The sequence below is a fragment of the Nocardioides pymetrozini genome, assembly GCF_046058985.1.
Classification (GTDB): domain Bacteria; phylum Actinomycetota; class Actinomycetes; order Propionibacteriales; family Nocardioidaceae; genus Nocardioides.
Genome location: NZ_CP175556.1, coordinates 1,612,336 through 1,631,639, shown reverse-complemented (window position 1 = coordinate 1,631,639; position 19,304 = coordinate 1,612,336). Strand labels below are relative to the sequence as shown.

Below are 19,304 nucleotides of genomic sequence, written 5' to 3'. Positions count from 1 at the left end.
GTCAGAACATCACCGTGGCGAAGCGCGCGGTCTCGGTGAACCCGACCCGCTCGTAGGCGCCCCGGGCGGCGTGGTTCCAGTCGTTGACGTAGAGCGAGACCGTGGGCGCGATCCGGGCGCGCACCAGGCGCACCACCGCAGCCATGCCTGCCGTCGCGAGTCCCTCACCGCGCCGGTGCGGCGGCACCCAGACGCCCTGGATCTGGGCGGCGTCGCCGGTCGCGCAGGCAACCTCCGCCTTGAAGACGAGCTCGTCGCCGTCGTACCGGACGAACGACCAGGACCTGCTGACCAGCTGGGCCACCCGGGCTCGGTAGAGGTCGGCGCCGCCGCCGAGCTCGGGCGAGACGCCGACCTCCTCGGTGTACATCGCGACGCACGCCGGGTAGAGAGTCGGGACGTCGTCGGGCGTTCCGTGGCGCACCCCGTGGTCAGGGGCGACCAGCGGGTCGGTGTCGATCACGAGATGGCGCTGGTCCCAGCGGACGTCGCGCGGCTGCCCCCAGACCGGCGCCACCTGGCCCCAGAACCCGCGCACCGCGTCCTGGGGTCCCACGATCGTCGAGGCGGTACGACGGCGGGCCAGGGCCCGCTGGGCGAACACCTCGGCGTCCTCGGGGGTGGCCTCCACGGGGACGAGGTTGGCCGCGACGTGGCAGGCGGCGACCAGGTGTCCCCCGTCGAACCGGCCCCACATCTCGCCACCGAGCCAGCGCGGCTCCAGGTTCGTGGTGCGGGCGCGGTGGATCGCGAAGACGTTGACGACCGGGTCGCGGCCCGCGAGGGCGACGAACGCGGGGAGGTCGGCCTGGGCGAGGACGCGCACGCCGTGCCGGGTGGTCAGCACGAGACCACCCTAGGGCGTGCGGGGCGGTCCCGGCGTCAGGAGACCGAGACGGTGGGCTCGGCGCCTTCGACGGGCTCCATCGACTCGGCGATCTTCATCGCCTCCTCGATCAGCGTCTCGACGATCTCCGCCTCGGGGACGGTCTTGATCACCTCGCCCTTGACGAAGATCTGGCCCTTGCCGTTGCCGGACGCGACGCCGAGGTCGGCCTCCCGGGCCTCGCCCGGGCCGTTGACGACGCAGCCCATGACGGCGACGCGCAGCGGGACCTCGAGGCCGTCCAGACCGGCGGTGACCCGCTCGGCCAGGGTGTAGACGTCGACCTGGGCGCGGCCGCAGGAGGGGCACGAGACGATCTCGAGCTTGCGCGGGCGCAGGTTGAGGGACTGGAGGATCTGGATGCCGACCTTGACCTCCTCGACCGGCGGCGCCGAGAGCGACACGCGGATCGTGTCGCCGATGCCGCGCGAGAGCAGCGCCCCGAAGGCGGTGGCCGACTTGATCGTGCCCTGGAAGGCCGGACCCGCCTCGGTGACACCGAGGTGCAGGGGCCAGTCCCCCTGCGCGGCGAGCAGCTCGTAGGCGCGCACCATGACGACCGGGTCGTTGTGCTTGACCGAGATCTTGAAGTCGCGGAAGCCGTGCTCCTCGAACAGGCTCGCCTCCCAGACCGCGGACTCGACGAGCGCCTCGGGCGTCGCCTTGCCGTACTTCTCGAGCAGCCGCTTGTCCAGGGAGCCGGCGTTGACGCCGATCCGGATCGATGTGCCGTGGTCCTGGGCCGCCTTGGCGATCTCCTTGACCTGGTCGTCGAACTTCTTGATGTTGCCGGGGTTGACCCGGACGGCGGCGCAGCCCGCCTCGATCGCGGCGAACACGTACTTCGGCTGGAAGTGGATGTCGGCGATCACCGGGATCTGGCTGTGCTTGGCGATCTCCGGCAGCGCGTCGGCGTCGTCCTGGCTGGGGCACGCGACGCGGACGATGTCACAGCCTGCCGCGGTCAGCTCGGCGATCTGCTGCAGCGTGGTGTTGACGTCGGACGTCAGGGTGGTCGTCATCGACTGCACCGAGATCGGGTGGTCGCTGCCGACCCCGACCTTGCCCACGTTGATCTGGCGGGTCCGGCGACGGGGAGCGAGCACCGGCGGGGGCGCTTCGGGCATGCCCAGGTTGATGGCCGGGCTGATGGACGTCATGACGCCAAGACTACTTTCGCGAGGGGCCGGATCAGGATTCGAGGTGGACGGGGACGACGAGGTCTCCCACGATCAGCACGATGCCCATGACCAGGATCACCATCCCGACGACATAGGCGACCGGGAGCAGCTTCGCCACGTCGACGTAGCCGGGGTCGGGGCGACGGCGCAGGCGGGCCCAGCCGCGGCGGACCGCCTCCCACAGGGCGCCCGCGATGTGGCCGCCGTCCAGGGGCAGCAGGGGCACGAAGTTGAACATGCCGATGAAGAAGTTGAAGCCCGCGATCAGCATGAACAGGGAGACGACCTTGGCCTGCGTGGGGATCTCGTCGTGGGAGGCGGTCTCCCCCGCGAGCCGGCCGCCGCCGACGATGCTGACCGGACCGAGCGGGTCGCGCTCCTCGACGCCGACGATCGCCTTCGCGACGCCCCAGACCTTGACCGGCAGCGTCGCCAGCGACCGCACGACCTCGACGGTCATCGTGCCCATCTGGTCGAGGGTGTAGAGGACCCCGCCGGTCGTACGCCGCGACTCCGGGACGACGCCGAGGAAGCCGACCTCCGTCGCCTTCTCGTCGTCGGCCTCCAGGAAGCGCGGCGTGACGGTCGTGTTGGTGCGAAGGGTGCGCCGCTCGCCGTCGCGCTCGACCACGATCTCGGCCTCGCCGCTGCCGTTGGCCCGCACCAGCGACTGCACCTGGCCCCACGAGGTCACCTCGGTGCCGTTGAAGGACACGATCCGGTCGCCGGGCTTCATCCCGGCGGTGTAGGCCGGCGCGGGCGAGGAGGCGAGCTCCTCGTCGGTGCAGGCGCGACCGTCCTCCTCCGCCGGGATCACGCAGGCCTGCACCTGGGCGACCGTGGTCTCGACCGTGCGGTCGCCCGGGTTGCCGTAGGTCGCGAAGACGCCCGCGAAGATGAGGAACGCGATGAGGATGTTCACCGTCGGACCGCCGCCCATGACGATGACCTTCTTCCACCACGCGAACCGGTAGAACAGGCGCTCGGAGTCCTCGGGCCGGATGGTCTCCCACTCGGCCGCGCGGGCGTCGGAGATGAGCTGGGTGAACATGCCGGTGTTGGACTTGCGCACCCGCACCACCTGGTTCCCGGCGGCGTCCACCTCGACCTCGTCGGCCAGCTCGACGGCGCCCGGCGGGAGCATTCCGACGATCTTCACGTAGCCGCCCAGCGGGATCGCCTTGACGCCGTACTCGGTCTCGCCGACCTGCTTGCTCCACACCGTCGGCCCGAAGCCGATGAAGTACTGCGTGACCTTCCCGCCGAACCGCTTCGCCGGGATCATGTGGCCGAGCTCGTGGAGCCCGATCGACGCCAGGATCGCCGCCGCGAAGACGACGACGCCGAGCAGGTAGAGCAGGGCGGTCATGCTGCGTTGTCCATGTCGGGTCGGCTGCTGTTCTCGGTCAGGGGGCGGTGGCCCCGGCGATGGCGGTGGTGGCCGCCTCCCGCGCCCACGCGTCCGCGTCGAGCACGTCGTCGAGGGAGAGCTGCCCCTTCGAGGGTACGTCGTGGGCGGCTAGCACGCTCGCGACCACGTCGACGATCCCGGTGAACGCCAGCCGGCCGCCGCGGAAGGCCTCGACAGCGACCTCGTTGGCGGCGTTGTAGACGGCCGGGGCGGTGCTGCCCCGCTCCCCCGCCGCGCGTGCGAGCGCCACGGCCGGGAACGCCTCGTCGTCGAGCGGGTGGAACTGCCAGGTCTCGGGACGGGTCCAGTCGACGGCGGGGGCGGCGTCGGGGACCCGCTCCGGCCAGGCGAGGCCCAGGGCGATGGGGATCAGCATGGTCGGGGGGCTGGCCTGCACCAGGGTGGAGCCGTCGACGAACTCGACCATGGAGTGCACCACGCTCGTGGGGTGCACGACGACCTCGATCCGGTCGTACGGGATGCCGAAGAGCAGGTGCGCCTCGATGACCTCGAGGCCCTTGTTGACCAGGGTCGCGGAGTTGATGGTGATGACCGGTCCCATGTCCCAGGTCGGATGGGCCATCGCCTCCGCCGGCGTGACGTCGGCGAGCTCGGCCCGGGTGCGCCCGCGGAAGGGTCCCCCGCTGGCGGTCAGCACCAGGCGGCGCACCTCGGCGGGGGTGCCGCCGCGCAGACACTGCGCCAGGGCGCTGTGCTCGGAGTCGACGGGCACGATCTGTCCCGGCCGCGCCTTGTCGAGCACGAGCGGACCGCCCATGACGAGGGACTCCTTGTTGGCCAGGGCGAGCGTCGTCCCGGCCTCGAGGGCGGCCAGGGTCGGCCGCAGGCCGACAGCCCCGGTGATGCCGTTGAGGACCACGTCGCAGGGCTGCTGGGCGGCCTCGACGCTGGCCTCCTCCCCCAGCCCGTGGAACGCCGGCCCGAACTCCGCGACCTGCGCGGCGAACAGGTCGGGGCTGCCCCCGCCCGCGGTCAGCCCGACCACCCGGAAGCGGTCGGGGTTCGCGCGCACCAGGTCGAGCGCCTGGGTGCCGATCGAGCCGGTCGAGCCGAGGATGACGACGTCCTTCACGCGGTCATCCTCGCAGGGCCCCGCCGGGCGCACCCCCATGGACACCGCAGCGGGCGAGGCCGGCGAGATTCCTCACATGCCCCCGATCGACCGAAATGCCGGACGCGCCCGGCCGCAGCCTCCATGCTGTCCCGCGTGCTCCATCCGCCCCGCCCCCTCCTCGCCCTCGCCGCCGCCCTGCTGGCGCTCGTGACCGTCGCGACCGCCTCCCCGGCCGGCGCCCTCCCGTCCGAGCGCACCGCCGGCTGCCGAGGCCTCGTGGCCCTCACCTTCGACGACGGGCCGGCGCGTGCCACCACCCGGCGCCTGGTCCGGGTGCTGCGGCGGGCGGACGTCCCCGCGACCTTCTTCATGGTCGGCGAGCGGGTCGCCGCCGACCCTGCGACGGCCCGCGCCGTCGAGCGGGCCGGGTTCCTGACCGCCAACCACAGCTGGTCCCACCAGGACATGCGCACCCAGACCTACCGCGCGGTCCGTCGCTCGCTGCGCGCCACCGACCGGGCCATGAGGCGGGCCGGACTCCACCCCACGAACCTGATGCGACCGCCGTACGGCGCCCTGGCCCGGCCCGCGCGCCGCGCCATCCGTGACACGGGCTACCTGCCGGTCATGTGGAACGCGGACTCCCTGGACTGGCGGTCCGGCGACGCCCGCCAGATCGCCCGCCGCATCCTGCGCGAGCTGCGCCCCGGCGAGAACATCGTGCTCCAGCACGACGGCGTGAACCGCTCGCCGATCTCCGTCGCCGCCGTCGGGGAGGTCGTGCGCGTGGCCCGGCGCCGCGGCTACTGCTTCACGGCCCTCGACGAGCGCGGGCGGCCGGGCTACCCGACCCCCACGCTCACGGCGGTGGCGCAGGACGGCGCGGAGGGCGGAGCCGCCGTCGTCACGCTGACGCTCGACAAGCCCGCGGGACGCGACACGGCCGTCACGGTCGACGCCGTCTCCGGTACGGCGGGCGTGGGCGCGGACCTGCCGGCGATGCACGCCCGAGTGGTCGTTCCCGCCGGGCGGCTGCGCACGAAGGTGCGGATCCCGGTCAGCGCCGACGCGCTGACCGAGGCGCCGGAGCACTTCACCCTCCGGCTGCGCTCGCCCGAGGGCGTGCTGCTGGGACAGGAGAGCGTGCAGGTCGGCGTCGTCGACGCCGCCGGGACGGCGCGGGCCGACCTGCCCGGTCCGCCCTTCCTGCCGGTGACCGCGCGACGGACGTAGCCCGGCGCTCGGTCGAGCCACGGGGGCGCAGGCCGCAGGTCGGGGGGCGCGGGTCGCTCAGTCGAGCAGCTCGGCAGCCGCCGTGTGCGGGTCGCGCTCGCCCGCGACCACGGCCCGCGCGAGCTGCTCGAGGCGGTCGCCGTCGCCGACGCTGCCCCATCGCCGGCGTAGCGCCGTGAGCGCCAGCGTCTCGATCTCGTCGCGGGCGCGGCGCACCCGGCGGCGCTCCAGCTCGCCGCTCTCCCGCAGCCACGCGGCGTGCTCCTCGAGGGCGTCGGCCACGTCGCCGACGCCGTCACCGGTCGAGGCCGTCGTCTTGAGCACGGGCGGGCGCCAGGCGCCCTCGCCCCGCTCGGCGAGGCCGAGCATCGAGCGCAGGTCGCGGCGTACCTTGTCGGCGCCGTCGCGGTCGGACTTGTTGACGACGTAGAGGTCGCCGATCTCGAGGATGCCGGCCTTCGCGGCCTGGATCCCGTCGCCCATGCCCGGCGCGAGGAGCACGATCGTGGTGTCGGCCTGGCCCGCGATCTCCACCTCGCTCTGGCCGACCCCGACCGTCTCCACGAGGACGACGTCGAAGCCGGCGGCGTCGAGGACGCGGAGCGCCTGCGGCGTGGTCCAGGCCAGTCCGCCCAGATGTCCGCGGGCCGCCATCGAGCGGATGAACACCCCCGGGTCGAGCACGTGGTCGCCCATCCGGATCCGGTCGCCGAGCAGGGCCCCGCCGGAGAAGGGCGAGGACGGGTCGACCGCCAGGACCGCGACCCGCCTGCCGCGGCGCCGCAGCTCGCCGATCAGGGCGCTGGTCGACGTCGACTTGCCGACGCCCGGCGAGCCGGTGAGGCCGACCACCTGCGCCCGCCCGGCGTACGGCGCCAGGGCGCGCATGAGCTCGGGCAGCAGAGGTGACTCGTCCTCCACGAGCGACACCAGTCGGCCGACCGACCGGGGATCCCCCTCGCGGGCCTTGTCCACCAAGCCAGGAACGGCCGCCGCGGTGATCCCGCGACGGCCGCCCTGGGTGACTCCTCGTGTCAACGCGGACCGGACAGTGGTCAGGCGGACGGCACGCGCAGCACGAGCGCGTCACCCTGGCCGCCGCCGCCGCAGAGCGCGGCCGCGCCGAGGCCGCCGCCGCGGCGCTTGAGCTCGAGCGCCAGGTGCAGCGTGATCCGCGCACCCGACGCACCCAGCGGGTGGCCGATGGCGATGGCGCCACCGTTGACGTTGACCTTCTCCTCGTCGATGCCCAGCTCGCGCGCGGACTCGATGCCGACCGCGGCGAAGGCCTCGTTGAACTCGACGAGGTCGAGGTCGGCCGGGGTCAGGCCGGCCTTGTCCAGCGCCTTCTTGGTGGCGTTGGCCGGCTGGAGCTGGAGGGTCGAGTCGGGGCCGGCGACCTGTCCGTGGCTGACGATCTCGGCGAGGATCGGCAGGCCGAGCTCCTCGGCCTTCCTCTTGCTCGTCACCACGACGGCGGCGGCGCCGTCGGAGATCTGCGAGGAGGAGGCGGCCGTGATCGTGCCGTCCTTCGCGAACGCCGGGCGCAGGCCGGCGAGACCCTCGGCCGTGGTGTCGCCGCGGACGCCCTCGTCGGAGGAGACGACGACCGGGTCGCCCTTGCGCTGGGGGATGGAGACCGGGACGATCTCGTCGTCGAAGACGCCGTTCTTCTGCGCGGCGGCGGCCAGCTGGTGCGAGCGGGCGGCGAAGGCGTCCTGCTCCTCGCGGCTCAGCGGGCTGGTACGGCAGGCGTTGGTCGCCTCGGTCAGGTTGCCCATCCCCTGCTGGGTGGCCTGGTCGAAGAGCGCGTCGTAGGCGAGCGAGTCGACGAGCGTGGTGTCGCCGTACTTGAAGCCCTCGCGGCTCTTGGGCAGCAGGTGCGGAGCCTGGGTCATCGACTCGGTGCCGCCGGCGACGACGATGTCGGCCTCGCCGGCGCGGATCATCTGGTCGGCCTGGGCGATGGCGTTGATGCCCGACAGACACACCTTGTTGATGGTGATCGAGGGGACGCTGGCCGGGAGACCGGCGGCGAGACCGGCGGTCCGGGCCGGGTTCTGGCCGGCACCCGCCTGGAGGACCTGGCCCACGATCAGGTAGTCGACCTGGTCGCCGGAGACGCCGGCCTTCTCCAGCGCGCCCTTGATGGCGACACCGGCGAGGTCCGCGGCCGACAGGCTCTTGAGGGCGCCGAGGTGGCGGCCGATCGGCGTACGCGCGCCGGCGACGATGACGCTGGGGTTGTCGGACATGTTTCCTCCGTGCAGACAAGGTGGTCGGAACTTTTTCGACTCTACTCGCGGGTATCGCGAGCGGGCGAGGGGTCCATCGTGCGGTCCGTGAGTGACTCGTCACACCCTCCGAAGGGGTGGTCGGCGGCACAATGACGGCCATGAGCATCACTGAGGGCGTTCCCACCCACCTGTTCACCGCCATCGACCACGTCGGCATCGCGGTGCCCGACCTGGACGAGGCGATCGCGTTCTACCGCGACAGCTTCGGCATGCACGTCGCGCACGAGGAGACCAACGAGGAGCAGGGCGTGCGCGAGGCGATGGTCGCCGTCGGCGACACCGACTCCAAGATCCAGCTCCTGGCCCCGATCGACGAGAGCTCCACCATCGCGAAGTTCATCGACCGCAACGGTCCGGGCCTCCAGCAGCTCGCCTACCGTGTCGCCGACCTCGACCAGGTCTCCGCGATCCTGCGCGAGCGCGGGCTGCGGCTCCTCTACCCGGAGGCGAAGCGGGGCACGGCGAACAGCCGGATCAACTTCGTGCACCCCAAGGACGCCGGCGGCGTCCTCGTCGAGCTGGTCGAGCCGGCCGCCGACGCGCACTGAGCGACGACGTCTGAGCTGAGCGCGCGCGAGGTGTGAGCTCTGGGGCTACGAGACGCACACCTCGCGGCCCCATGTCTCACACCTCGCGGCCCCCTTTCTCACACCTCGCGGGGGGTGAAGGGCGCGACGGGGATGTCGGCGTCGTGCAGGGCGGTGCGGACCGCGGCGGCGAGGGCCGGGGCTCCCGGCGAGTCGCCGTGGACGCACAGCGACCGGACCTCCCCCGAGCGGGCCAGGGAGAGCGCCTGGGCGGCCACCGCCTCGGGGTCGGTGAGCACCGCGCCCGGCGCGGACCGCGGCACCAGACCACCGTCGGGCAGGTAGGCCCGGTCGGCGAAGCCCTCACCGACCGCCTCCAGTCCGGCCTCCGCGACCAGGTCGAGGAACGCGGAGCCCGCGAGGCCGAGCACGGGGAGCCGCCCGAAGGCGCGGACCGCCTCGACGACGGCCGCGGCCTGCGTCGGGTGGCTCGACACGGCGTGGTAGAGCGCGCCGTGCGGCTTGACGTAGGCGACCCGCCCGCCGGCCGCCCGGGCGATCGCGTCCAGCGCCCCGAGCTGGTAGAGCACGTCGGCGGCCAGCTCCTCCGGCGGTACGTCCACGAAGCGGCGCCCGAAGCCCGCGAGATCGCGGTAGCCCACCTGCGCGCCGACCACCACGCGGAGGGCCATCGCGCGCTCGCAGGTGCGGCGCAGGGTGAGCGGGTCACCCGCGTGGAAGCCGCACGCCACGTTGGCGCTGGTCAGGTGCGGCAGCAGCGCCTCGTCGTCCCCGAGCCGCCAGCGCCCGAAGGACTCCCCCACGTCCGCGTTGACGTCGACGGTCCCGCCGTCCGCCGCCGTCCCCGCGGTGGACGCGGAACCCGGATGCAACGTCATGGCCCTATGGTGGCCCATCGAAGCGCCGCCGAGCCCAGGACGGTGCAGCCGCCCGGAGCCGGGCTCGACAGGACCCTCGATATGACGAGTGTCACGAACCGGCCACGCAGGGGTTACCGACGGGTATCTTCGCGGCGGCCGTAATGCCACCCAGATGCACCCAGCCGACTGGCACGCACCGATTCCCAGGGAGACGACGACCGTGCAGCACATCCTCGACGCCATCCAGGCGGAGGCCTCCGCGGAGGACTTCGCCCACCTCGAGCTTCCCGACTCCTACCGGGCCGTGACGGTCCACAAGGACGAGGTCGACATGTTCGAGGGCATCCCCTCCAAGGACAAGGACCCGCGCAAGTCCCTCCACGTCGACGAGGTGGCGCTGCCCGAGCTCGGCCCCGGCGAGGCGTTCGTCGCGGTCATGGCCTCGGCCATCAACTACAACACCGTGTGGACCTCGATCTTCGAGCCCGTGTCCACCTTCGGCTTCCTCGAGCGCTACGGCAAGGAGTCCGAGCTCGGCGCCCGGCACAACCTGCCGTACCACATCGTCGGCTCCGACCTGTCCGGCGTGGTGCTCAAGGTCGGCGCGGGCGTCACGAAGTGGAAGCCCGGCGACCGCGTCGTCGCGCACTGCCTCTCGGTCGAGCTCGAGGCCCCCGACGGCCACGACGACACGATGATGGACCCCTCGCAGCGCATCTGGGGCTTCGAGACCAACTTCGGCGGCCTCGCCGACGTCGCCATGGTCAAGGCCAACCAGCTCATGCCCAAGCCCGAGCACCTCACCTGGGAGGAGGCCGCCTCCCCCGGCCTGGTCAACTGCACGGCGTACCGGCAGCTGGTCTCGGCCAACGGCGGCAACATGAAGCAGGGCGACAATGTGCTCATCTGGGGCGCCTCCGGCGGTCTCGGCGGCTTCGCCACCCAGTACGCCCTCAACGGCGGCGCGAACCCGATCTGCGTGGTCTCCAACGAGGAGAAGGCCCAGATCGTGCGCAACATGGGCGCCGACAAGGTCATCAACCGCTCCGAGATGGACTTCAAGTTCTGGAACGACGAGGGCACCCAGCAGAACCCCAAGGAGTGGCTGCGCCTCGGCAAGGCGATCCGCGAGCTCACCGGCGGCGAGGACATCGACATCGTCTTCGAGCACCCCGGTCGCGAGACCTTCGGCGCCAGCGTGTTCGTGACCCGCAAGGGCGGCACCATCACCACCTGCGCGTCGACCTCGGGCTACATGCACGAGTACGACAACCGCTACCTGTGGATGAACCTCAAGCGGATCATCTCCAGCCACTTCGCCAACTACCGCGAGTCGTGGGAGGCCAACCGCCTCATCGCGCAGGGCAAGATCCACCCCACCCTGTCGCGGACCTACCGCCTCGAGGAGACCGGCCAGGCCGCCCTCGACGTGCACCACAACAAGCACCAGGGCAAGGTCGGCGTCCTGTGCCTGTCGCCCGAGGAGGGCCTCGGCGTGAAGAACACCGAGCTCCGCGAGCAGCACCTCGACAAGATCAACCTGTTCCGCGGCATCTGAGCCAGCGGTACGACGGACGGGCCGGTGCACCGCACCGGCCCGTCCTGCATTTCGGCCCCGCCGCGGCACAGCTGTCCGGTCCCGGCGAGGCGGGGTGGGAAAGCCTGGGGCGATCAGGGATCATGGGCGGGTCCGCGCGAGCGGGCATCCCCCCATGACCGCAAGCCGAGAGCCAGGGAGGCTCCTTTCCCATGAGCGACGAGGGTCTGTCCATCTTCGACGACGAGCCCACCCCCACCGAGGAGTCCAGGACCGTGACCGCCAAGGCCGCCGACGAAGAGCCCACCCAGGTCATCCCGGCGGTGAAGACGGCCGAGACCCCGGCCGCCCCCCGCCCGCAGGCCGCGGCCCGTCCCGCGCGGCCCGCCGCGCCTCCCGCCGCGACGCCCGGCCGTCCGGTCGGCTTCAACGCACCCGGCGGCCTGCCCGTGGTCCGCAAGGGCGGCTACGACCGGGACGCCGTCGACGCGCAGATCCGCCAGCTCGCCAGCGAGAAGGCGACCCTGGGCGCGAGCCTGGCCGAGTCCGAGCAGCGCGTCATCGACCTCGAGCAGGAGGTCGCCAAGCTGCGCTCGGAGCTCGCCGAGAACGAGAACCCGTCGTACGCCGGCCTCGGCGGCCGGGCGAGCGCCATGCTGCGCCTGGCCGAGGAGGAGGCCGCGGAGATCCGGGCGACCGCCGAGGCGGACGCCGCGGAGATCCGCGACCAGGCCACCCGGGACGCCAAGGCCATCCGGGCCGAGGCCGCCCGTGAGGCCGACGACATGCGCGCGGTCCAGCTGCGCGAGCTCGAGGAGAACCGCACCCGTCTGCTCACCGACGCCGAGCAGGAGCGCGCCCTGGCGCGCGCCGAGGCCGAGGACATGCTCGCGGCCGCCCGGCGCGAGACCGACCAGCTCCGGCTCGCCGCGCAGCAGGAGGTCACCGAGCAGCGCAGCCAGGCCCAGCGCGAGGTCGAGCAGGCCCGCGCCGCGGTCGACCGCGAGGTCCAGGAGGCCCGGCGCGCGCTCGCCATGGAGAAGGAGCGCCTGGCCCGCGAGGCGACCGACCACCACAACACCGCGGTCGCCGAGACCCGCCGCCTGGTCGAGGAGGCCGAGCAGCGCGCCGCCGCGGCCGAGGCGCGCGCCGCGGAGGCCAGCAAGCAGGCGACCGCCAACCGCGCGGCCGCCCAGGCCGAGGCGGAGGGGCTGCTGGCCCGGGCCCGCCGCGAGGCCGAGCAGGTCATCGTCTCCGCGCGCACCCAGGCCGAGGCGATCACCGCCAGCGGCGACGCCGAGCTCCAGCGGGAGATCGCGGCCCGGCGGGCCGAGCTCGACCGCCTGACCAAGCGGCGCGCCGCGATCACCGCCCAGCTGTCCTCGCTCGCCGACCTCGTCGCCGGCTTCGGCGAGGACGAGAGTTGAGCGTGCCCGCGGCCGGCGACGGGGTCGAGGAGCACGGGGGGATCGATCCGGCGTCGCCCGTCGCCGACGAGGCGGCGCCCGCGCCGTACGGCACGCTCGGCAAGCCCTTCGACCGGCGTTCCCCGTTCTACTACGGGTTCGTCGGGGCCCTGGGCGCACTGACGGCGTACTGGCTCTTCCAGGCGGTCCTCGGCATCGGCTCGGTGCTGATGCTGGTGGTCGTCTCCTTCTTCCTCGCCGCCGGGCTCAACCCCGCGGTCGAGTTCCTCGGCCGGCGCGGCCTGCGGCGGCCGTACGCCGTCTCGATCGTCCTGGCGGTCGCCTTCGCGGCGGTGGGGCTCTTCCTGGTCGCGATCGTCCCGGTCATCACCGACCAGATCGCGGCGATCACGAAGAACGCCCCGGGATGGCTCGACGAGCTCCAGCGCAGCGAGCGGATCCAGGAGCTCAACCGCGAGTACGACATCATCGACAAGGCCAAGGCCTACATCGAGGACGGCGACTTCCTCTCAGGCCTGTTCGGCGGTGTCCTCGGCGTCGGCCTGAAGGTCATCTCGGCGCTGTTCAACCTGTTCATCATCGTGGTCCTCACCCTGTACTTCCTCGCCTCGCTCAAGACCACGACCGGCGCGCTCTACAAGCTCGCCCCGGCCTCGCGCCGCGAGCGGGTCGCCAAGCTCGGCGACAAGGTGATCGCCAACATCGGCGGCTACGTCTCCGGGGCCTTCGTGGTCGCGCTCTGCGCGGGCCTGTCCTCGCTGGTCTTCCTCTCCCTGACCGAGATCAGCGAGTACGCCGTCGCGCTGGCGTTCGTCGTGGCCGTGCTCGACGTGATCCCGATGATCGGCGCCACGCTCGGCGCGGTGATCGTCTCCGCGATCGCCTTCGCCACGGACGTCAAGACCGGCATCGCCTGCGTCGTGTTCTACGTCGTCTACCAGCAGGTCGAGAACTACGTGGTCTACCCGCGGGTGATGAGCAAGTCGGTCGACCTGCCGGGTGCGGTCATCGTGATCGCGGCGCTGGTCGGCGCCGGGCTGCTCGGTGTGGTCGGCGCGCTGCTGGCGATCCCCGTCGCCGCGGCGATCCTGCTCATCCTGCGCGAGGTCGTGGTCAAGCAGCAGGACCTGCGCTGACGCGACGCCGTTCGGTGGGTGGGTGGCGGCTACCGCGCGGCTGTAACTACCTGTCCATGCTGGTACCGCACCCGTCTACGGGTCAGGCAGTGACACGAACAGGTAGTTACAGCTGGACCCGCGACCTCACGGCGCGCCTCAGACGAGGACCGGCTCGTCCGGATGCGCGACGCTGCGCTCCCCCAGCTTGACGCCGACCACGCCGAGGAGGATCAGCGCGCCGCCGAGGAACTGCACCGCGGCCGGGAGCTGGTCGAGCAGCAGCCAGGCCCACACGACGGCCGCCACGACCTCGCTGAGGGCGACGAAGGACGCCAGCCGCGAGCCGAGGCGGCGGCTGGCGGCGATGCCGGTCGTGTAGGCGAGCGCGGCGGTGACCAGCCCGAGGAGGAGCAGCACCGCCCAGGGCGCGAGCTCGATCCCGGCGTACGCGACGTCGTCCGACGACCCCGCCATCGGCATCAGACCGAGCAGACCGAGCAGGCCGAGCAGGGCACCACCGACCACGAGCCCGCCGGCCGCGAGGGCGAGCGGCGGGAGGCCGCTGCGCTCGTCGGCGGAGATCACGAAGTACGCCGCGGCGCCGACCATCGCGGCCAGTGCCCACGCGGCGCCCCGGACGTCGACGTCGGCCCCCGAGAACAGGTCGAGCACCAGCACCAGGCCCACAGTTGCGACCGCGGCACCCGCCACGGTGAGCCGGCCCGGACGCTGGCCGTGGACCAGCCACATCCACACCACGACGGCGGCGGGGGCGGTGTACTCGATGAGCAGCGCCGGGCCGACCTCCATGGTGCGCACGGCCGAGAAGTAGCAGTACTGCGCGCCGGCGACCGCCAGGCCTCCGTACAGCAGGACCGTCGGGGCCGCGCGGCGCAGGAGCCCCCAGCGGCCGCGCAGCGCGACGAGGCCGAAGGGCAGGACGACCACGGCACCGATCGCGATGCGCAGCAGGACGATGCTCCCGGCGGTCCAGCCGCTGTCGAGCAGCGGCCGCGCCAGCGCGCCGGAGAGCGCGAACGTGACGGCGGAGGTGAGGGCGAAGGCCAACCCGGTCCGCGTCGCGGGGGGCGTGCTCACGCGAGCGCTGTCACGGGTCAAAGTCGTCATGACTCATGACAGTAGGCCGGGGTGCGGTAATCTGTCAAAGTGGTTTTCGCTCATGACACGACGCTGTCCCTCCAGGCGGCGGTCGCGCTGGTCAACGGGAGCCTGGAGCCCGGCACGATCCGCACGCCCGACGACCTCGACTCCTACTTCGCCGACTACGGCTACACCGGTCGGCACGACGGCGACCAGGCCGAGGTGGACGAGGTGCTGGCGGTCGTGCCCGCCCTGCGCGAGCTGCTCACCGCGGACCGCGACGACGCCGCGGGGATCGTCAACGCCATGCTCCGCGACGCCTCCGCCCTGCCCCAGCTGCGTCGTCACGACGGCCACGACTGGCACCTGCACGCCGTCGCCAACGACGCCCCCTTCGCGCAGCGGATCGTGGTCGAGACCGCGATGGCGATGATCGACGTGATCCGCGCCGACGAGATGTCGCGGCTCGCGATCTGTGCCGACGACGGCTGCGAGGGGATCGTGCTCGACCTCTCCCGCAACCGGTCCAAGCGCTTCTGCTCGGTCACCTGCGGCAACCGCAACGCCGTGGCGGCCTATCGCGCCCGCCAGACCGAGGGCTGAGCGGCTGCCGGGACCTCAGTCGCCGACGAAGCGGCGCAGCACCTCGAGGAAGAGCTCCGGGCGCTCGGAGTGCAGCCAGTGCCCGGTGTCCTTGAGGGTCACCTTGCGGTTGCGGGGGAAGTACCGGTCCATCGCGGCGTCGTACGCCGGCTGGACGTAGCTCGACCGGCCTCCGGCCAGCCACAGCACCGGCCCGTCGTACGGCGCCGCCGCGGCCAGCTGCGCCTCGGGCCAGCCGCTGATGACGTCCAGGTCGCGGCCCAGGACGTCGAGGTTCGTCTGCCAGCTCCAGCCATGGGGAGCGGAGGGGTCGCGACGGAGGTTCTGCAGCAGGAACGAGCGCACCGTCGGGTCCGGGACCGCCGGCTCCAGCAGGCGCTCGGCGTCCGAGCGCTGCCCGACCTGGGACAGGTCCATGCCTCGCATGGCCGCGATGTAGCCCGGGAACTCGCTGCCTCCGGCATACGAGACCGGCGAGATGTCCGCGACGCACAGCCGCTCGACCCGCTCGGGATGGAGCAGTGCCAGCACCATCGCGACCTTGCCGCCCAGCGAGTGGCCGACCAGCGTCACCGGCTCCTCACCCAGCGCGTCGGCGACCAGGGTGGCGGTCTCGACGAAGTCGAAGCGCTCGAGCCAGGCGGAGCGGCCGTGGTGCGGCAGGTCGAGCAGCAGCACGCGGTGCCGCTCGGCCAGCTGCTTGGCGATGCCGGTCCAGTTCTTCCCCTGGCCGAAGAGCCCGTGCAGGAAGACCACACGGCTCCCGGTGGAACCGAGAGCCGTGTGGTGAAGGGTCACGCGGTGAAGGCTACTTGGCGTAGTCGTGGAAGCCGCGGCCGGTCTTGCGGCCGAGCTCGCCCGCCGCCACCTTGTCCTCCAACGTCGTGGCCGGAGCGAAGCCCGGCTCGCCGAACTCCCGGTGCAGCTCCTTCTGGATCGCCAGCGAGACGTCGTTGCCGACCACGTCGAGCAGCTCGAAGGGGCCCATCGGGAAGCCGGCCGTCTCCTTGATCGCGGCGTCGATCGTCGCCAGGTCCTCGCCGGCCTCGGCGAGCTTGATCGCGTCGTTGAGGTAGGGGAAGAGGAGCAGGTTGACGATGAAGCCGGAGCGGTCGCCGGCCGAGACGCCGATCTTGCCGACATTGGCCGTCAGCGCGCGGACGGTCTCGTCGACGTCCGCGGCGGTGGCCGAGGTCGTGATGACCTCGACCAGCTTCATGACCGGCGCGGGGTTGAAGAAGTGCATGCCGATGACGTCCTGGGGCCGGCTCGTGGCCTCGCCCAGCTTGGTGATGGGGAGCGACGAGGTGGTCGTCGCGAGGATCGCGCCGGGCTTCGCGATCCGGTCGAGGTCGCGGAAGAGCTGCAGCTTGAGCTCGAGGTCCTCGGCGATCGCCTCGACGACGATGTCGACGTCGCCCAGCGCCTCGCGCTCGACGGCGCCGGTCAGGCGGCCGAGCAGCGCGTCCTTGTCCGCCTCGGTGCCCTTGCCCTTGGCGATGGCGCGGTCGAGGTTCTTGGTGATGTAGCCCAGGACGCCGTCCAGCTTGTCCTGTCCGCGGCCGACGAAGACCACGTCGTACCCCGCCTGCGCGAAGACCTGGACGATGCCCGAGGCCATGGTGCCGGTGCCGACGACGCCGACCTTGGCGATGTCGCGCTTGAACGCCGGGGCGGCGGCCTCTCCCGCGGCGGCTGCCTCGTCGGCGAAGGTGCGGCTCTCGGCGACCAGCTTGTCGAGCAGGCCGGCCGGCTCGTGCAGGTGGTCGCCGGTCTCCGCGAAGCGGGCGGCCAGCAGGTCACGGACCTGCTCGGCGCCGATCTCGTCCACGACGGTCAGGGGGCCCTTCGGGTAGCCGCAGCCGAAGCGCATCGCCGCGTCGATGTCGGTCACCGAGGCGTAGCCCGACTCGTAGGTGCGCACCGCGTGGTTCAGGTACGGGAGCACCAGCGTGTTGAAGATCTGCTCGCTCGAAGTCATGGCCCGCAGTGTGGCATTCGAGGAGCGACCTGACTACCCGTCAGTAACCCATCTGGACACCGGGAGACCGACATCACACCCGACGGCGGAGAGTCTCCAGCGACGACGGCGTCGGGCGGGAAGTCTGCCGGCCCGATCCGGGGTCGCCGGACCGCCAGGTATGTTGCTGGCTCGTGAGACTCGTCGTAGCGCGTTGCCAGGTGGACTACGCAGGCCGGTTGACCGCCCATCTCCCGATGGCGACGCGAGTGCTCATGCTCAAGGCGGACGGCTCGGTGCTCGTGCACTCCGACGGCGGCTCGTACAAGCCGCTCAACTGGATGTCCCCGCCCTGCACCGTGCGCGAGAGCGTGACCGAGGACGGCCGGACGGAATGGACGGTGACCGCCAAGGCGCCGAAGGGCCAGACCCCGGACACCCTGCGGATCCTCATCGACGAGCTGATCCACGACTCCTCCCATCACCTCGGCGTCGACCCCGGCCTGCAGAAGGACGGCGTCGAGAGGCACCTCCAGGAGCTGCTCGCCGAGCATCCGGCCACCCTGGCGGCCGGGCTCACCCTGGTCCGCCGCGAGTTCCCGACGGCGATCGGTCCGGTCGACCTGATGTGCCGCGACGGCGAGGGTCTGTCGGTCGCGGTCGAGATCAAGCGCCGCGGGGAGATCGACGGCGTCGAGCAGCTCACCCGCTATCTCGAGCTGCTCAACCGCGACCCGCTGCTCACCGGCAAGGGCGCCGTCCGCGGCATCTTCGCCGCCCAGGAGATCAAGCCCCAGGCCCGGGTGCTCGCCGAGGACCGCGGGATCACCTGCGCGGTCGTCGACTACGACGCGCTGCGCGGCCTGGACAACGCCGAAGACCGGCTGTTCTGAGCCCCGACGCCGTGACGCCGCTCTTCCACATCGCCCTCCGCTCGGACTGGGAGAAGGCCCGGCGCACGGGTGCGTACACGACCTCGACCCTCGGTCGCACCCTCGCCGAGGTGGGCTTCATCCACGCCAGCCGCGCGGACCAGTGGACCGAGGTGCGCGCCCAGTTCTACGCCGACGTCACCGAGCCGCTCGTGCTGCTGCGGATCGACCCGGCGCTCCTCGACGTACCCGTCGTCGAGGAGCCGGCGGCTCCCGGCGCGACGGAGACCTTCCCGCACATCTACGGGCGCCTGCCCGTCACTGCGGTCGTCCAGGTGATCCCGCTCGACGGCGCCGCCGCCTCGCCCGTTCCGGCGGCCCGGCCGGGACCCGCCAGCCCGCCGGGGGCGCCGGCAGCGCCGGGCGCGCCGCAGGAGAGCTTCACCCGCATCTACTTCCGCGAGGTCTTCTTCAACCTCGCCCTCGTGTGCGCCACGCTCGCCGCGTGCGCCGCCGGCCTGGTGATCGGCAGGAGCGCGGGCGAGACCGGCACCGTGGTCGGCGCGCTCGTGGGGCTCGCACTCGGCGTCGCACTGGGCGTCGCGCTCTACCGGCGCCGACACCACCGCCCCGCAGGGGCGTAGCGCCGCCGACCGCTCAGGCGCCGGCCGCGGGCGGCGCGGTCGGGTCGGTCGCGCCCGCGCCCTGCTCCCGGGCGACCCAGTCCTCGATGGCGTTGATGTCGTCCTTGCTGCGCGTCACGACGGTGAGCAGGTCGTTCATCGTGGCGACCTCCTCCACCTGCTCCTTGATGAACCACTGCATGAACTGCTCGGAGGCGAAGTCGTTCTCCTCGCGCGCGATGCGCAGCAGGTCGTTGATCTGCTCGGTGACCCGCTTCTCCTGCTCCAGGGCCAGCGCCACCGGGGCGATCACGTCCTCGAACGACGAGACCGGCGCCTCCACGCCCGGGATCTCGACCGGGGCGTCGGTGTCGAGGAGGTACTGCACCATCATCATCGCGTGGTGGCGCTCCTCGAGCGCCTGCCCGTAGAAGAACCCGGCCAGCTGCGGCATCGTCAGCCCGTCGTAGTGGACGGCGCACGCGAGGTACTGGTTGTGCGCGGCGAACTCGTTGCCGATCTGGACGTTGAGCTGGTCGGTGAAGCGCGGGGCTGCCATGGCGATCAGCGTA

Annotated in this window: 19 protein-coding genes; 8 read left to right on the top strand and 11 right to left on the bottom strand. The window is 72.3% G+C overall.

Annotation, left to right across the window (positions count from 1 at the left end; translation table 11 throughout):
• Position 1: 1 nt before the first annotated feature.
• From ACJ5H2_RS07955 to dxr, 4 genes are read right to left on the bottom strand one after another with little or no spacing between them, the layout of a single operon-like run.
• Complete coding sequence (locus ACJ5H2_RS07955; RefSeq protein WP_408899033.1) at positions 2 to 847, bottom strand: GNAT family N-acetyltransferase; 846 nt, start codon at positions 845 to 847, stop codon at positions 2 to 4.
• 35 nt (positions 848 to 882) lie between these two features.
• On the bottom strand, positions 883 to 2,046 hold the full coding sequence (ispG, locus tag ACJ5H2_RS07950; RefSeq protein ID WP_408899032.1) for a flavodoxin-dependent (E)-4-hydroxy-3-methylbut-2-enyl-diphosphate synthase: 1,164 nt from the start codon (positions 2,044 to 2,046) through the stop codon (positions 883 to 885).
• Positions 2,047 to 2,077: 31 nt separating this feature from the next.
• The gene (locus ACJ5H2_RS07945) at positions 2,078 to 3,436 is read right to left on the bottom strand and encodes a M50 family metallopeptidase (RefSeq protein ID WP_408899031.1); all 1,359 of its coding nucleotides are present in this window, start codon (positions 3,434 to 3,436) and stop codon (positions 2,078 to 2,080) included.
• A 37-nt stretch (positions 3,437 to 3,473) separates the two neighbouring features.
• Positions 3,474 to 4,571 carry a 1-deoxy-D-xylulose-5-phosphate reductoisomerase gene (dxr, locus tag ACJ5H2_RS07940; RefSeq protein ID WP_408899030.1) on the bottom strand — a complete coding sequence of 366 codons (1,098 nt, stop codon included), beginning with the start codon at positions 4,569 to 4,571 and terminating at the stop codon, positions 3,474 to 3,476.
• A gap of 135 nt (positions 4,572 to 4,706) precedes the next feature.
• On the opposite strand from dxr, the gene ACJ5H2_RS07935 reads away from it, so the two are divergent.
• A complete protein-coding gene (locus tag ACJ5H2_RS07935; protein ID WP_408899029.1) occupies positions 4,707 to 5,786 on the top strand; it encodes a polysaccharide deacetylase family protein in 1,080 nt (359 codons plus the stop codon).
• A gap of 57 nt (positions 5,787 to 5,843) precedes the next feature.
• Here the strand turns inward: ACJ5H2_RS07935 and meaB are convergent, their stop codons facing one another.
• Together meaB and ACJ5H2_RS07925 are read right to left on the bottom strand one after the other, a co-directional pair.
• Positions 5,844 to 6,764: a methylmalonyl Co-A mutase-associated GTPase MeaB gene (gene meaB, locus ACJ5H2_RS07930; protein WP_408899028.1), complete on the bottom strand. Its 921-nt coding sequence runs from the start codon at positions 6,762 to 6,764 to the stop codon at positions 5,844 to 5,846.
• A gap of 77 nt (positions 6,765 to 6,841) precedes the next feature.
• Positions 6,842 to 8,041 (bottom strand): acetyl-CoA C-acetyltransferase, encoded by a 1,200-nt coding sequence (locus ACJ5H2_RS07925; protein WP_408899027.1) that lies wholly within the window; start codon positions 8,039 to 8,041, stop codon positions 6,842 to 6,844.
• Between the two features lie 131 nt (positions 8,042 to 8,172).
• On the opposite strand from ACJ5H2_RS07925, the gene mce reads away from it, so the two are divergent.
• Positions 8,173 to 8,631, top strand: coding sequence for a methylmalonyl-CoA epimerase (gene mce, locus ACJ5H2_RS07920; RefSeq protein ID WP_408899026.1), 459 nt, complete (start codon positions 8,173 to 8,175; stop codon positions 8,629 to 8,631).
• 98 nt (positions 8,632 to 8,729) lie between these two features.
• On the opposite strand, the gene ACJ5H2_RS07915 is transcribed toward mce, so the two are convergent.
• Entirely contained in the window at positions 8,730 to 9,509 is a 780-nt protein-coding gene (locus tag ACJ5H2_RS07915) for a LamB/YcsF family protein (protein WP_408899025.1), read from the bottom strand.
• Between the two features lie 202 nt (positions 9,510 to 9,711).
• On the opposite strand from ACJ5H2_RS07915, the gene ccrA reads away from it, so the two are divergent.
• The 3 genes from ccrA (at position 9,712) to ACJ5H2_RS07900 (ending at position 13,591) form a co-directional block, all read left to right on the top strand.
• On the top strand, positions 9,712 to 11,049 hold the full coding sequence (gene ccrA / locus ACJ5H2_RS07910) for a crotonyl-CoA carboxylase/reductase (protein WP_408899024.1): 1,338 nt from the start codon (positions 9,712 to 9,714) through the stop codon (positions 11,047 to 11,049).
• Positions 11,050 to 11,240: 191 nt separating this feature from the next.
• Positions 11,241 to 12,455: a hypothetical protein gene (locus tag ACJ5H2_RS07905; RefSeq protein WP_408899023.1), complete on the top strand. Its 1,215-nt coding sequence runs from the start codon at positions 11,241 to 11,243 to the stop codon at positions 12,453 to 12,455.
• Between the two features lie 2 nt (positions 12,456 to 12,457).
• A complete protein-coding gene (locus ACJ5H2_RS07900; RefSeq protein WP_408899600.1) occupies positions 12,458 to 13,591 on the top strand; it encodes an AI-2E family transporter in 1,134 nt (377 codons plus the stop codon).
• 138 nt (positions 13,592 to 13,729) lie between these two features.
• On the opposite strand, the gene ACJ5H2_RS07895 is transcribed toward ACJ5H2_RS07900, so the two are convergent.
• Entirely contained in the window at positions 13,730 to 14,671 is a 942-nt protein-coding gene (locus ACJ5H2_RS07895; protein WP_408899022.1) for an EamA family transporter, read from the bottom strand.
• 69 nt (positions 14,672 to 14,740) lie between these two features.
• On the opposite strand from ACJ5H2_RS07895, the gene ACJ5H2_RS07890 reads away from it, so the two are divergent.
• Positions 14,741 to 15,277 carry a CGNR zinc finger domain-containing protein gene (locus ACJ5H2_RS07890; RefSeq protein ID WP_408899021.1) on the top strand — a complete coding sequence of 179 codons (537 nt, stop codon included), beginning with the start codon at positions 14,741 to 14,743 and terminating at the stop codon, positions 15,275 to 15,277.
• 15 nt (positions 15,278 to 15,292) lie between these two features.
• Here ACJ5H2_RS07890 and ACJ5H2_RS07885 read toward each other — a convergent pair whose 3' ends face one another.
• Together ACJ5H2_RS07885 and ACJ5H2_RS07880 are read right to left on the bottom strand one after the other, a co-directional pair.
• Complete coding sequence (locus tag ACJ5H2_RS07885) at positions 15,293 to 16,075, bottom strand: alpha/beta fold hydrolase (RefSeq protein ID WP_408899020.1); 783 nt, start codon at positions 16,073 to 16,075, stop codon at positions 15,293 to 15,295.
• A gap of 10 nt (positions 16,076 to 16,085) precedes the next feature.
• On the bottom strand, positions 16,086 to 17,258 hold the full coding sequence (locus ACJ5H2_RS07880; protein ID WP_408899019.1) for a 3-hydroxyacyl-CoA dehydrogenase NAD-binding domain-containing protein: 1,173 nt from the start codon (positions 17,256 to 17,258) through the stop codon (positions 16,086 to 16,088).
• 173 nt (positions 17,259 to 17,431) lie between these two features.
• On the opposite strand from ACJ5H2_RS07880, the gene nucS reads away from it, so the two are divergent.
• Both nucS and ACJ5H2_RS07870 read left to right on the top strand, forming a co-directional pair.
• The gene (nucS, locus tag ACJ5H2_RS07875; protein WP_408899018.1) at positions 17,432 to 18,130 is read left to right on the top strand and encodes an endonuclease NucS; all 699 of its coding nucleotides are present in this window, start codon (positions 17,432 to 17,434) and stop codon (positions 18,128 to 18,130) included.
• 11 nt (positions 18,131 to 18,141) lie between these two features.
• Complete coding sequence (locus ACJ5H2_RS07870; RefSeq protein WP_408899017.1) at positions 18,142 to 18,753, top strand: DUF952 domain-containing protein; 612 nt, start codon at positions 18,142 to 18,144, stop codon at positions 18,751 to 18,753.
• A 13-nt stretch (positions 18,754 to 18,766) separates the two neighbouring features.
• Here the strand turns inward: ACJ5H2_RS07870 and ACJ5H2_RS07865 are convergent, their stop codons facing one another.
• Positions 18,767 to 19,291 (bottom strand): ferritin, encoded by a 525-nt coding sequence (locus tag ACJ5H2_RS07865; protein WP_408899016.1) that lies wholly within the window; start codon positions 19,289 to 19,291, stop codon positions 18,767 to 18,769.
• Positions 19,292 to 19,304 lie beyond the last annotated feature (13 nt).